The sequence below is a fragment of the Bacteroides sedimenti genome (genome assembly GCF_040365225.1).
Lineage (GTDB): Bacteria > Bacteroidota > Bacteroidia > Bacteroidales > Bacteroidaceae > Bacteroides > Bacteroides sedimenti.
Window position 1 is genome coordinate 1907559 of the sequence record NZ_AP028055.1, and the last position, 14637, is coordinate 1922195.

Here is a 14637-nt window from a genome sequence, read left to right on the forward strand (position 1 = left end):
AGAGGTATGATGAAGCAATATAAGGAATGGATCAATGAAACTATGAAAAAGAGTTCATTGAAATATCTGCTGATCTTACTGGCAGGACTGGCTCTAGGATGGCTATTCTTCCATTCTTCCAGTCAAAAAGAAAAGACAGAAACAGGTGTAAAAAAAGAGGTTCATAAACGTACCATCTGGACCTGCTCGATGCATCCGCAGATAAAGATGGACAAACCCGGGAAATGCCCTATTTGTGGTATGGATTTAATTCCTTTAGAGGAAAGTGGCTCTTCGGGGAAGGATACTATTATCGACCCTAATTCCATCCAATTATCAGAAGAAGCTATGGCATTGGCCAATGTACAGACTTCGGTTGTAAGCAGTGAAAATCCCGTGAAGGTGATACGTCTTTATGGGAAAATTCAACCGGATGAACAATTGATGCAATCACAAACAGCTACTGTAAACGGGCGTGTGGAGCGTCTTTGGGTAAACTTTACGGGAGAATCGGTAAAAAAGGGACAAACACTTGCTTCCGTTTACTCGCCAGAGGTTTATACCGCACAACAAGAGTTGCTGGAAACGGCACGAATGGGCGACTCTCAGCAAAAGACTTATCTGTTGAATGCAGCGAGAGAAAAATTACGTCTATGGAATCTTACGGAACAACAGATTGCCGCAGTGGAAAAATCGGGGAAAGCCTCTCCTATTGTAGAGATAAAAGCTACGGCCAGCGGCAGAGTTGTAGCGAAACAGGTTAGTAAGGGTGATTATATAAATCAAGGAGGAGTTCTGTTCCAGATAACCGACTTATCTCGAGTGTGGGCCGTATTTCAAGCCTATGAAGAAGACCTCCCATTTTTAAAAACCGGGAGTGTGATTAATTTCGCTCTTCAGGCAGTTCCGGGCAAACTCTTTTCCGGGAAAATTTCTTTTATTGATCCGGTTATCAATCCTACAACCCGCACAGCCGGAATAAGGGTGGAGCTAAATAACAGTGACGGAAAGCTTAAACCGGAAATGTTTGTTACCGGGAATGTCAAAGCGACTTTAACGAAAAACAAAAAACAGCTGGTTATTCCACAATCGGCTGTGCTATGGACCGGACAACGTTCAATTGTTTATGTTAAGACGCCGGGAACCTCTGTTCCAACCTTTACGATGAGGGAAATAGAACTGGGGCCTTCACTCTCGGGTGCTTATGTTGTTCTTAACGGACTTGAATCAGGCGAAGAGATAGTAACCAACGGAGCCTTTGCCATTGATGCCAGTGCACAATTGGAGGGAAAACAGAGCATGATGAATCAGACTAAACCCGAACATAAAATGACTGGCAGTATGCCGGGGATGGATATGCATTGATGCTGGCAGTTGCTAAAACAGTTCAAGGAGGGTTGTTTTGATGCACAACATCTGATAAGAAATGCCAGATTAATGAAGATTTTATTATATTTGCATATGACTCGGCTTCCAAAAGACATAAGAACATATACTTTTTCCGAATTTGAAGGTAACAATCCCTCCTTTTCGATGAAACGGCTCGAAGATTTGTATCGTAGCAATCATGGGGAATCGGATATTCCACATCGGCATGATTATTACACGATTATTTTTTTTGAAAAGGGAAACGGTACACATATTATAGACTTTACGGAATATAAAATTGAAGATAGCACCATCTATTTTATCGTTCCCGGACAAATGCATCAGGTAATACCTGCCTCGGAACCCAAAGGGTGGACCATGAAATTTACCGATGAGTTTTTAATTGCCAATGCTATTTCTGATAAACTGATAGATAATATTTATCTGTTTAATGATTTCGGTCAGTCGCCTCCATTAACGATTAGTGAAGCACAGTTGCCAGTCTATCTCAACATTATCTCTCAGATAGATTATTTTTCAAACGTTTTGGAAAACTATACCCAAGAGGCCATTGGTGCACTTCTGAAACTTTTCCTGATACAGAGCAATAATCACTGTTCGTTACACAAAAGCAATAATCCGCAGTTGCAGGAAACAACCAATCAGTTGCTGTATTCGTTTAAGCAATTATTAAATAAGCACTATGCAGCCATGCATATGGTCTCGGATTATGCCGATAAGCTGGCCGTCACAGCTGATTACCTGAACAAAACAGTGAAAAGTATTACCGGAAAATCGGCCAAAGAACATATTCAAGGTAAAATAATTATCGAAGCAAAGCGTATATTACTATTCAGTGATATCAGCAGTAAAGAGCTGGCATACGAACTTGGTTACGAAGAATCGGCACATTTCAACAACTTCTTTAAGAAAATGACAGGCCTCACTCCTTCCGAATTTCGCATTTCAGCACGCCAGTCCTGATTTTTGCAATCATTCACCTAATTTTATTAATTTGTTTGACCCATTGTCACTCTATCTTTGTAGTATCAAAATTCAAATGGAATTATATACAAAAAGAGAGGACGAATATGAAAACAATATTGCATAAATCAGAAACAAGAGGGCATGCCAATCACGGTTGGTTGGACACACACCACACATTTAGCTTTGCCAATTATTACGATCCCGAACGCATACATTTTGGAATGCTGAGAGTACTGAACGACGATCAAATTGCACCGGGTGAAGGTTTTGGCAGACACCCTCATGATAACATGGAAATAATCTCCATCCCCCTTTACGGTGATCTGGAACATAAGGATAGCATGGGCAATCATGGTGTTATCACTACCGGTGAAATTCAGGTGATGAGTGCCGGAACAGGCATTTTCCACAGTGAGTTCAATAAAAACAAGAACAAGGAGGTTGCACTCCTTCAAATCTGGGTTTTCCCGAATAAGAAGAATGTAACACCACGTTACGATCAGATTTCTCTGGCAGATATTGAAAAGCAAGATGAATTATATCAGATCCTATCACCCAATCCGGAAGATCAGGGAGTGTGGATTTATCAGAATGCCTGGTTTCACCTGGGCGATTTATCTGAAGGGTGGCATGGAGACTACAAACTGAAAGACAAGAGTAACGGTGTTTACTTCTTTGTAATCGAAGGAAAAGTGACAATTGCAGGAAAAGAGCTGGGCAGAAGAGACGGGTTAGGCGTTTATGAAACTGAGTCGGTTGAGATTGCAACTTCTGCAAAAACTAAATTGCTGGTAATGGAAGTTCCCATGCGATAAACTACAAACAAATTAATAATTTAAACAAATAAATAATATGAATGCAATAAAAAAATTCTTAGCAACAGACCAGCAATCATGGTCTTTATTGGTAGCACGTTTGGCATTGGCCATAGTTATATTACCTCATGGTATGCAAAAAACCCTCGGACTTTTCGGAGGATATGGATTTGCAGGGACACTTGAATTCTTTCACACATCTATGGGAATGCCCATTATTATTGCTCTTTTGGTGATTCTTGCTGAGTTTGTTGGTAGCATTGGACTTCTTTTTGGAGTGGCAACCCGCTTCATGGCATTTTCTGTTGGCTTGACAATGGCTGGCGCTGCAATATTAGGTGGAAGTATCAACAATGGATTCTTCATGAATTGGTTTGGCATGCAAAAAGGTGAAGGAATTGAGTACTTTATTCTTGCCGTGGGGCTGGCGATTGTTATCCTGATTGGCGGAAGCGGACGTTGGGCTATTGACAACCTTATTTCAAAAAAGCTGAAATAGGAATCTACTATATAAAAAAATTGCTTCTATCTCTTTTGGGATAAAGCGAATTAAAAACCCCTCGCTGTTAACGAGGGGTTTTATTGTTGATATCAACTTGTCGTTTTACTTCAGATATTCTTCCGTAAGCGCAACCCAATAGGCAGCACCTATAGGCAGGATATCCTGATTGAATACATACTGCGGATGATGTACCATGAAACCCTCGCCACTACCCAGCATACAGTAAGTGCCGGGCTTTTTCTGAAGCATGAAGGAGAAATCTTCGCTGCCCATATATGGATGAACAGGGTACACCACTTGGTCGTCACCCAATGTTTTACGAGCTACATCAGCAGCCCATCGGGTGTTTTCGGGGGTGTTTACTAGTACGGCTCCGGGAATTCCTTCACGGATTTCGTACTGACAGTTAAAGGCCTCAGCCTGCGCTTTAGTGATAGAACGGATTTTATTCAGCACCATTTTGCGCAACTCCGGTTCCATATTGCGGATGCTCAATCTCAGAACTGCTGTTTGCGGCACTACATTCCCGGCATTTCCGGCAAGGAAGGCTCCGACCGTAATCACCGAATTTTGCCAGGGCGACACATTACGCGATACAATAGTCTGCAACGCCATCACTAAAGATGAACCGCATACTACCGGATCAATGCTTAGTTCGGGCATGGAACCGTGGCTGCCTTTACCTGTGAGTTCAATCTCCCAGTTGTCTACAGCTGCCATCATTTCGTTTTCACGGAAGTGTAATTTTCCGAATGCCAGCCCAGGCATATTGTGGATTGCATAAACTGCATCTACCGGAAACCGTTCAAACAATCCGTCGGCAATCATTGCAGGCCCTCCTTCCATCGTTTCTTCGGCTGGCTGAAAGATAAGACGTACCGTTCCGTTAAAATTCCTGGTTTCCGATAAATATTTAGCTGCCCCTAGTAGCATTGTGCTATGCCCATCGTGTCCGCAAAGGTGTGATTTTCCTTCTATTTTGCTCTTATAAGGCAAATCGTTTATTTCCTGGATGGGCAGTGCGTCGAAGTCGGCACGCAGACCAATAACATTTTTGCCTGTGCCAACAGTCATCGATGCCACGATTCCGGTTTTACCAATGCCTTCGGCCACATCGTATCCCCACAATCTTAGTTTTTCGGCAAGATACTTAGCCGATTCATTTTCCTGAAGGGCCAATTCGGGGTGTTGGTGGAGATGACTCATCCACTCTTTCATTTGAGAATGAAGTGCATTCACTCCTTCAATAATTCTTTTGTTCATATCATTATGTTTTATATTCATCATTTTCTTACTATAATTTTATAAACGGATCATTTATCCTCTTCCTTTTTCTTATTTTTTGGTATGGTAAGCATAATGGTAACGATGGCAAGAATAACCATCAACAGATTGAATGCCAGTGAAATTAGAGCTGCTTCACGTATCGCAATGTTGTCTTGTCTGCCTACGAATACAATCGCATGATTCAACCAATCTATATTACTACCACTTAATCCGGTAAAAATCCCAGCTGAAATAGCTACTCCAAAGGCTGTTCCGAGCGATGATGCCATTTTGTAAATTCCAGAACCCGACCCGGCTTGTGAATCGGGCAGATTAGAAAGGGCTGCATCGGTAGAAGGGGTTGCGTAAAAAGCCAATCCCAACCCAAACAACGTGTAAGACACAATAGCAAAAATTTTATAAGTACCTAACATTACATTGGTAGGCATCAATAATAAAATTGCAATTCCCACGATAATACTTCCCCAAATCATTGGTTTTCTGGAGCCGAATCGTTGCAAGAGTTTCTCACCAACCCGTATAAATGCCATAATAGCAATAGCATATCCTAATGTAAGTACTCCTGCTTCTTGTGCCGATAAGCTTCCGCCCATTTGCAACAACATCAACGAAACTATTAACATTCCAGCTACACCATTAAGAAGAAAGTTGGAAAGGGCTGCCCCGGTATAAATGGAATTTTTAAATAGTTTGAAGTCAATAAATGCTCCGAATTTCCCTTTTTCTATAAAGAAAAATGCTCCAGCAAAAACAAGAGCTACAACCATTAAAATCAGTATAACCGGGCTTGTCCAACCTAGATCGCTTCCTTGGCTCACAAACACTTGTAAGGCAATCATTGCGATCATAAACGTAAAAATCCCTGCAAAGTCGAGCTTTTTGCTCAAATTATTTTGAGCAGCTTTGCTTTCGGGCGTTCCCTGTATCATTAGCAAGCCGATAAAAGATATCAGTGCCGAAAGAAAAAAGATATAGCGCCAGCCTACATTTTGGGCCATCAGTCCACCAAAAAGGGCACAAAATCCTGATCCACCCCACGAGCCCATAGACCACAAACTAACAGCACGCTGACGACCGGCTCCATCCCAATAGGTTTTTACCAATGCTAAACTTGCAGGCATAATACATGCACCCGATAAACCTTGGAAAGTACGCCCCAATATAAGTACCGGTGTAGCCAATGACCCAACAGGTGTTAAGCCTACAAGCAAGGATCCAACTATACTGAAAATAAATCCTATTTTGATAATCTTCACACGTCCCACACGGTCGGCAAGTCCACCCATTACGACGATGAAAATACCCGAAAACAAAGCAGTAATGGATACCGCTATATTCATCATCGAAGCATTCATCTGAAGATCTTTCGACATCACTACGTTAATATTCAAAGTGGTTTGGGCAAAAAACCAAAAGGCTAACACACCAAGGATGATTCCAAAAAGCAGTTTATCATTCCCTTTATACTGAATTGTTTGAGTCATAAGGTACTATTTTTGAAGATTAATAACTTACTAATTCACTTTCAAATATAGAAATTGTAGCGAGTTTATGTTTTTGAACTTAAGAAATTTGTCGATTATTTAAATCAATTAAACAATACTCTTAAAAGATTTTGCTTAATCAACTAGTGCAAAGTAACACAACTTTTCTATGCAATTAACAAATAACAATTCCTTTTGTTTAATTCAGAATGAGCAGAGTGTTGAAGTAGAAACACATCCAAATAACATTTGGAACGAACATTCATGAGCGCCAGCTAAACTTTATACTATTAGCAAGTACTTGTGTTTCTCTGTCAAGAAAATAGCATTTGCCTAACATCAGGAATCGGGAGAATAGAATATTTAAAGCTCAACCTTGATCAAAAAATAGAGTTTCAATACATAGATCAAAAGCGTTTATATTATATCTTTGCGAAACCTTAAACATTAAGATATGAGCAAAAAAATATTCTTTTATTTTCTTTTTCTTCTCTTTATTTCTGAAATACAAGCCTACGAAAAACCATACATTACAAATATTTATCGGAATAAATACAAGGCTGCAAATAAGAACTGGTCTGTTTGTCAGGACGAAAAAGGAATAATGTATTTTGGTAACGACAAAGGTCTGCTGGAATTTGACGGGATGGTCTGGAAATTAAACCGGACCACTAATGGTTCCTACATCAAAGGGATTGATGTGGCCTCACATAAAACCATATTTACAGGAAGCTTTGAAGACATTGGGCGTTGGGACAGGGATATTTCCGGAAGTTTGAGATATACTTCGTTCAAGAATTTACTCCCAAAAGGAACTTTGCATAATGAAACGATATGGAAAGTATGCATTGATAATAAAAATAAAAAAGTCTATTATCAATCTTTCGGGCATATTTATATCTATAATGGGAGATCTGTCAAAAGAATAGGTATTGAAAACGGATTGCTTTTCCTTCATAAAGTAAGGAATGAATTTTGGATACAGGAAATAAATGGTCCACTTTATCTATTGAAAAATGATCGTTTACACAAAGTGAAAGGTAGTAATATCTTTAACGGAAAATTAGCGAGAGTTATCTTACCTTATCAAAAGAATCAATGTTTGATTGGAACCTCTTCCGGAGAAATATATATCTATAACGGAAAGGATTTCACCATATTGAATAAGTCTTTTTGTGAATTACTCCGGGGTAAAGAATTGAATTGTGGTATTTATGTACCCAAAAGAAAAACCTATTACTGGGGAACATTACTTGATGGGGTATACGAAACCGATGAAAAAGGAAATATGATTGCTCATTACTCCTCACAGAATTCTTTGCAGAACAATACGGTTTTAGCTCTATATAAAGATAACCTGAGCAATGTATGGGTTGGCATGGACAGAGGATTAGCCTATATACGTTATAACAATAGACTGAGCTATTATAACTCTTTTGCCCAGGACATTGGAGCTGTATATTGTGCCACTTACTGGAATAATTACCTGCTTCTAGGTACTAACCAGGGAGTATATTATATTCCGAAAAATGATTTGAACAGCCCTAGGTGCTTCTCTTCATTGAAATATATGAATGGAACTCAGGGACAAGTCTGGTCATTCTCCGAAATAGACGGGCATTTGTATTGCGGACATAACATGGATATAAAAGAAATAGGAAAAGACTTAAAGGTCTCTTCTCCTTATCAATTAAAAACTGGTGTGTTCCGTATAATAAAACTTCCTTCAAAAGAGAGGAACCTCTTACTTGTGGTTACTTATAACAAGCCGGAAATAGTCGATATGAATACTCGTCAGGTTTGGAAACTTAGAGATATACCTAAATCCATTATCAATGCTGAAGTAGACCATCTGAATAATATTTGGTTGGAAACCGTAGGACATGGTGTATATAAATGCCGGCTTTCTGATGATTACAAATCATTTCGTTATCACTTCTATTATGGAATGGAGGACAATAAAGCTTTACCCGAAAAACTATCACTCTTTAAGATAGGAGGACGGATAGTGTTTCTGGGCAATAACAAATTCTGGACTTATGATGAGAATTTAGACAAAATTGTGCTAGATAAAAGGCTAAACAAATGTTTTTCTTCCGTAAGCGATTTGAAGAAAGTTGTTCATATCAATAACGATCAAAGTTGGGCTATTACAGGGTCCTCTATCTACAGGTTCATTTACGACGGGTATGTTGCACGAATTCTAGAGGCTTATAACGTTGATAATGATAATCTATCGTTAGTTAACGCAGATGAGAATATTTCGGTATTGAATGATTCAATTTCACTCGTATGTCTGGATGCAGGATTCATTCTTCATAACTCACATGAAAAAAGCTTTAAACCGACGCATCTTAGTGCTCCTTTAATTGAGTCTGTGCACATCAGTACATCGGAAGGGAAAGAGCGATTTCTGGATTTTGAAAAGGATTTTGAAATTCCTTATAAATACAACAACGTAACCTTCACTTTCACAGAAAGTCATTCATTTACCTCCAATCTCTCTGTTGAATACGTTCTTGAAGGTATTAACAATGAGTGGAGTGTACCTATAACACCTGGGAAAGTTTTTTATGCTCGTTTACCGAAAGGGTCATATTCATTTAAATTAAGAACAGTTGACGGTCTGGGAAATCAGTCGGAGGTAACAATCTATAAATTTGAAATTTTACCTCCGTGGTATCGGACAGTCTGGGCGTATTTGCTCTATATAATATCTATAGGTTTGGTACTTTATTTGGTATGGATGCTTATATTGCGCAGATACCGGAATCAGCACTTACAAAAGGTTCGTTTGCTTGAAGCTCAGTATCTAAAGAAGATGAATGAGAAGTTGTTGACTAAAATTGAGGAGAAAGATGCTGAGCTATTTACCCAGACCTCATTTATTATCAAAAAGAATGAATTGATCCTTAATCTAAAAGGAATTGTTGATGACTTCTATGCCAAAAACGCTCAAAAGTCGTTATTACCATTTATTCAGAAAATGAATATACTTTTGGCCAACAACATGGATACGGAAGATGACTGGAATATGTTCCTTATACGATTTGAAGAAAAACATAAGAACTTTTTCAAAAAACTAAAAACGATGTATCCGCAACTTACCAACAACGATTTGAGACTGTGTGCCTGTTTAAAACTTGGTCTTGAATCTAAGGATATTGCTTCTTTAATGAACATCTCGGTTCGTGCTGTAGAAAACAATCGCTACAGATTAAGAAAAAAATTAGATCTCAAACCTACTCAGAATCTGAACGATTGCTTTATTGAGATTGATTAAAAACACAAACCTCATAAACCTATATATCAATTATTTATAAATTTTTGAGAGGTAAATGTGAGGTTCTTTATTTGTTAAAAAACTCCCTCATGTATCTATCGTGAGGGAGTTTTTTTGTTTCAGAGACCTTCTGGCTATAAGTTTGTCAAAAATTTGATTGCCGGACACTCAAAGTTAAGTCTTTGTGATCCCAGAACTTGATTATAACAGGGCCCGTTTAATTTGTGATGGGAAAACAGGGCATGACTGACGATCGGCAGATTTAGTGAAAAACATTAGTTAAAATTTAATGCAATGGAAAAACAATTTCAAAAACATTTCTCTGCAAAAAATATGTCATGGTTAAGAACCTTATCAGTTCTGATATGCATGATAGGAATATCTTTTTCTTCGGCATATGCACAGAATAAAACTGTGAAGGGTAAAGTAACAGACGGACAAAATGAGCCTTTAATTGGGGTTGCAGTCCGGGTTGTGGGTGCTACAGGAGGATCGACAACAGATATAGAGGGGAATTTTTCAATTTCAGTTGCGCCAAACACTTCATTACAGTTTTCTTACATTGGAATGAAAACTCAGACAATCAAGGTTGATGGACGTACTCAGATCAATGTTGTAATGAATGATGATGCAACAATGCTGTCAGAAACCGTAGTTATCGGTTATGGATCGGCAAAAAAACGAGATTTGACCGGTTCAATTACCAATATCAAAGGTGATGAAATAGCGAATAAACCAGCTACAAACCCACTAGCTTCATTGCAAGGAAAAATTGCTGGAGTGCAAGTCGTTAATACCGGTAGAGCTGGTTCTGATCCCGAAATCCGTGTTCGTGGAACTAACTCTATTAATGGTTACACTCCATTATATATCGTGGATGGGCTGTTTAATGACAATATCAACTTTCTGAATCCAGCGGATATTGAATCTATGGAGATTCTGAAAGATCCTTCTTCTCTGGCTATTTTCGGTGTTCGCGGTGCCAATGGTGTAATCATCGTTACTACTAAGAAGGCAAAAGAAGGACAAACATTGGTAAATATCAATACATCTTTCGGCTGGAAAAAAGTCGTAGACAAAATCGATATGGCAAATGCTGCTGAGTTCAAAGAGCTTTATAACGAGCAACTAACTAATCAGGGAGCAAAAACATTTGATTTCACCAATTGGAATGGAGATACTGACTGGCAAGATGAGATATTCCAAACTGGCTTTGTTACAAACAATAATATTAGTATTACTGGTGCATCAGAAAAAAACCGATTCTATTTAGGCGTTGGATATTCTGGTGAACAAGGAAATATTAAACATGAAAAATTCAGTAAGATTACTTTAAATGCAAGCAATGAATATTTCGTAAACAAAAACCTGAAGTTTGGTTTTCAACTTAATGGTGCGCGCATATTACCTACTGATGCAAAAGAAGTATTGAGTGCAATCCGCGCTACTCCGGTAGCTCCGGTTTACAATGAAGAATACAATTTGTTCGCTGCTCTTCCCGATTTCCAGAAAGCACAGATATCAAATCCTATGGTAGATGTTGAAGAACGGGCTAATACTGCACGGGCAATCAACAACCGTGCGGCCGGTAATATTTATGGTGAGTGGAAGTTCTTGAATAATTTCACTTTCCGCACAACTTTTTCTATGGATTATGCTTCGAACAACTATCGTAAATACACACCTATCGTGAAGGTTTATGATCCTGATGCTGAAGGTAAGATAAATATATTAGGAACAAAAAAAACTGCTATTGAGCAAAACAAGAGCGATGAAACAAAAGTTCAGAGTGATTATTTGTTGACTTATGTAAATTCATTCAATAACCATAACATTACCGCAACAGCCGGTTTTACAACTTATTATAACTCTTACAGTCAGCTGACTGCCGGACGTGACCAGGGTGTCGGGTTGGTGATTGCAAACAATCCTGATAAATGGTATGTAAGCATCGGCGATGCCGGAGCTTCAACAAATGGAAGTTCACAATGGGAACGGACTACCGTTTCTGCATTGGCACGCGTACTTTATAATTATAGCGGAAAATATCTGGTGAATGCATCCTTCCGTCGTGACGGTTCTTCGGCTTTCTCTTACACAGGTAATCAGTGGCAGAACTTCTACTCTATTGGTGGAGGTTGGTTGATGTCTGAAGAAAAATTCATGGCTAATCAAAGCTTTTTCGACATGCTGAAGTTAAAAGGTTCCTGGGGAACACTTGGAAATCAGGCAATGAAATCGGCTTATCCGGCAGAACCATTATTGATAAATTCGTCTTCTGCAGTATTCGGAAACAACATTATTCCTGGCTATCAGCTTGAATATCTCCCCAATGCTAGTCTTCGTTGGGAAAAAGTACAGGCATGGGAAGCGGGCTTTGAAGCAAACATGTTGAAAAATCGTCTTCATTTTGAAGGAGTGTATTACAAGAAGAATACGAAAGACTTACTTGCAACAGTTCCGGGATTATCAGGTACTGTACCAGGAATGGGAAACTTAGGCGAAATTGAGAATAAAGGATTTGAGCTGGCTACTTCATGGAATGACCGTAAAGGAGATTGGAAATATAACATTGGTGCTAACTTAACCACTATCAAAAATAAGGTTCTGAGTCTGGTTCAAAACGGATATTCAATTATTGACGGCGCGAAAAGCATGAGTTATACCCAGGCCGGTTATCCAATCGGATATTTTTATGGTTATAAAGTAGAAGGTGTTTATCAGTCAGCTAACGATATTGCGGCTTCTCCTGTTAATAAGCTTGCAACTGTTACTCCGGGTGACCTTAAATTCGTCGACATAAACGGTGATAATTTTATAACTCCAGCAGACCGTACCATTATTGGTAACCCCACTCCAGACTTTACTTACGGAATTAATTTAGGAGTTTCTTACAAGAACTTTGATTTGGGTATTGACATGATGGGACAACAGGGTAACGAAATTTTCCGTACTTGGGATAATTATAACTGGTCGCAGTTTAATTTCATGTCACAACGTGTAAACCGCTGGCATGGTGAGGGTACTTCAAACACACAACCTCTGTTGAACATTAAACATACAATCAATAACCAAAACTCAGAATATTATATTGAAGATGGTAGTTTCTTCCGTATTCGTAACATTCAGTTAGCATATAACTTTGAAAAGAGTCTACTGAATAAGCTAAACATGAAGGCATTAAAGGTTTATGTAAATCTTCAGAACCTGAAAACATGGAAGCATAATACCGGATATACACCCGAACTTGGTGGTTCTGCAACCGCTTTCGGTGTTGACGATGGTTCATATCCTATGCCTGCCGTTTATACATTCGGTCTTAACTTAACTTTCTAATCACTACTTAAAAATAACAATCATGAAATTCAATAAATATATATTATCATTGATGTTGACTACTTCGGCTTTTAGTTTTACTGGTTGTAGCGACTTTCTTGATCGTAGCCCTCTTGGTCAGTTCACTGAGGATGATACCCCCGAAGGCGGTTCTTCAATTGATGGACAAGTATTTAGTATTTACACATTAATGCGCAGTTACAATATTACTGCAGGGATCCCTGCATTTATGATACATTATGTTCGTTCAGAAGATTCAGAAAAGGGTAGTTCGGTAGGTGATGGTGCAGATCAGGCTGCTTTCTGGGATGATTTTGAATATACAACCAATAATGGAACTGTAAAAGCATATTGGTCACAGAATTACACGATTATATATCAGGCTAATTCTGTAATCGATACTGTAGATAAGCTACTTTCAAAGGATGATGCGACTCAAAGAAACAAAGGAGAAGCTCTTTTCTTCCGTGCTTATTGCTACTTCAATCTGGTTAGGGCTTTTGGGGAAGTACCTTTAGTTACGGCTAAAATCCGGGATGCAGCTGAAGCTAACGTTCCCAAAACAACTGCTGAAAAGATTTATGAGCAGATTGATAAAGACCTGGAAGAGGCTGAGAAATTGCTACCTAAACAGTGGGGTGCAGAATACATCGGTCGTCTGACTTGGGGAGCTGCCCGCTCATTGCATGCACGTACTTACATGATGAGAAATAATTGGAACAACATGTACGCCGCAGCTAAAGATGTTATGAATTCAGGACTATATAACTTGAACACTCCGTACGATAAGATCTTTACAGATGAAGGTGAAAACTGCAGCGAATCTGTTTTTGAATTGCAATGTGCTTCAACAGCAGCATTGCCTGCCAGCACTGCTATCGGAAGTCAATTTTGTCAGGTACAGGGTGTACGTGGTTCCGGTCAATGGAATTTAGGCTGGGGATGGCACATGGCAACTAAAGAACTAGGGCAGGCTTACGAACCGGGAGACCCTCGTAAAGACGCAACATTACTCTATTTCAGAAAAAGTGCCGACGAGCCGATTACTCCGGAAAATACAAATAAACCTTATGGTGAGTCTCCGGTTTCATCTGGAATGGGAGCATACTACAACAAAAAAGCCTATACAAATCCAGCTAAACGCAAAGAATTTACCAATAGTGGTTTCTGGGTTAATATTCGCTTAATCAGATATGCCGATGTTGTTTTAATGGCTGCTGAAGCTGCAAACGAACTAGGCAACACGAAAGAAGCATCGGATGATTTGGAAATGATTAGAGCTCGTGCTCGTGGCAATGACAATACAATCCTGCCTAAAGTGACGACAACTGACCAAGCTGCCTTAAGAGAAGCTATTCGTCACGAACGTCGTATTGAACTGGCTCTTGAATTCGACCGTTTCTATGATTTAGTACGTTGGGGCATTGACAAGGAAGTTCTTCATGCAGCAGGTAAAGTGAAATATCAGGATAAAAATCGTTATTTACCGCTTCCACAGGATGAGATAGACAAATCCAACGGAGTGTTAATTCAGAATCCTGACTATAGATAATAGGTGTTATATATAAACAGATTTCTAAGAAGGGGATGTTTAGA

At 39.1% G+C, this 14637-nt stretch carries 8 protein-coding genes and 1 pseudogene; 7 read left to right on the forward strand and 2 right to left on the reverse strand.

Going from position 1 to position 14637, the window contains the following annotated elements; genetic code table 11:
* Positions 1–9: 9 nt before the first annotated feature.
* The 4 genes and pseudogenes from ABWU87_RS07745 to ABWU87_RS07760 all read left to right on the forward strand — a co-directional run.
* Positions 10–1317, forward strand: a pseudogene (locus ABWU87_RS07745) (efflux RND transporter periplasmic adaptor subunit); the annotation flags it as partial.
* 99 nt (positions 1318–1416) lie between these two features.
* Positions 1417–2331: a helix-turn-helix transcriptional regulator gene (locus ABWU87_RS07750; protein WP_353329597.1), complete on the forward strand. Its 915-nt coding sequence runs from the start codon at positions 1417–1419 to the stop codon at positions 2329–2331.
* Between the two features lie 107 nt (positions 2332–2438).
* Entirely contained in the window at positions 2439–3149 is a 711-nt protein-coding gene (locus ABWU87_RS07755) for a pirin family protein (RefSeq protein ID WP_353329599.1), read from the forward strand.
* A gap of 37 nt (positions 3150–3186) precedes the next feature.
* The gene (locus tag ABWU87_RS07760; protein WP_353329601.1) at positions 3187–3648 is read left to right on the forward strand and encodes a DoxX family protein; all 462 of its coding nucleotides are present in this window, start codon (positions 3187–3189) and stop codon (positions 3646–3648) included.
* 105 nt (positions 3649–3753) lie between these two features.
* Here ABWU87_RS07760 and ABWU87_RS07765 read toward each other — a convergent pair whose 3' ends face one another.
* Entirely contained in the window at positions 3754–4914 is a 1161-nt protein-coding gene (locus tag ABWU87_RS07765; protein WP_353329603.1) for a M20 aminoacylase family protein, read from the reverse strand.
* Positions 4915–4964: 50 nt separating this feature from the next.
* Positions 4965–6422: an MFS transporter gene (locus ABWU87_RS07770; protein WP_353329605.1), complete on the reverse strand. Its 1458-nt coding sequence runs from the start codon at positions 6420–6422 to the stop codon at positions 4965–4967.
* Between the two features lie 454 nt (positions 6423–6876).
* Between ABWU87_RS07770 and ABWU87_RS07775 the strand changes: the two genes are divergently transcribed.
* The 3 genes from ABWU87_RS07775 to ABWU87_RS07785 all read left to right on the forward strand — a co-directional run bounded on the left by ABWU87_RS07775 (position 6877) and on the right by ABWU87_RS07785 (position 14593).
* On the forward strand, positions 6877–9705 hold the full coding sequence (locus ABWU87_RS07775; RefSeq protein ID WP_353329607.1) for a helix-turn-helix and ligand-binding sensor domain-containing protein: 2829 nt from the start codon (positions 6877–6879) through the stop codon (positions 9703–9705).
* A 294-nt stretch (positions 9706–9999) separates the two neighbouring features.
* Entirely contained in the window at positions 10000–13041 is a 3042-nt protein-coding gene (locus ABWU87_RS07780; RefSeq protein WP_353329608.1) for a SusC/RagA family TonB-linked outer membrane protein, read from the forward strand.
* Between the two features lie 22 nt (positions 13042–13063).
* Positions 13064–14593 carry a RagB/SusD family nutrient uptake outer membrane protein gene (locus tag ABWU87_RS07785; protein WP_353329610.1) on the forward strand — a complete coding sequence of 510 codons (1530 nt, stop codon included), beginning with the start codon at positions 13064–13066 and terminating at the stop codon, positions 14591–14593.
* Positions 14594–14637 lie beyond the last annotated feature (44 nt).

Bases quoted from the DNA above. Each gene is read 5' to 3' on its own strand.
- ABWU87_RS07785 (WP_353329610.1), top strand. From the start codon at position 13,064: ATGAAATTCAATAAATATATATTATCATTGATGTTGACTACTTCGGCT.
- ABWU87_RS07760 (WP_353329601.1), top strand. From the start codon at position 3,187: ATGAATGCAATAAAAAAATTCTTAGCAACAGACCAGCAATCATGGTCT.
- ABWU87_RS07780 (WP_353329608.1), top strand. From the start codon at position 10,000: ATGGAAAAACAATTTCAAAAACATTTCTCTGCAAAAAATATGTCATGG.
- ABWU87_RS07770 (WP_353329605.1), bottom strand. From the start codon at position 6,422: ATGACTCAAACAATTCAGTATAAAGGGAATGATAAACTGCTTTTTGGA.
- ABWU87_RS07775 (WP_353329607.1), top strand. From the start codon at position 6,877: ATGAGCAAAAAAATATTCTTTTATTTTCTTTTTCTTCTCTTTATTTCT.
- ABWU87_RS07755 (WP_353329599.1), top strand. From the start codon at position 2,439: ATGAAAACAATATTGCATAAATCAGAAACAAGAGGGCATGCCAATCAC.
- ABWU87_RS07765 (WP_353329603.1), bottom strand. From the start codon at position 4,914: ATGAACAAAAGAATTATTGAAGGAGTGAATGCACTTCATTCTCAAATG.
- ABWU87_RS07750 (WP_353329597.1), top strand. From the start codon at position 1,417: ATGAAGATTTTATTATATTTGCATATGACTCGGCTTCCAAAAGACATA.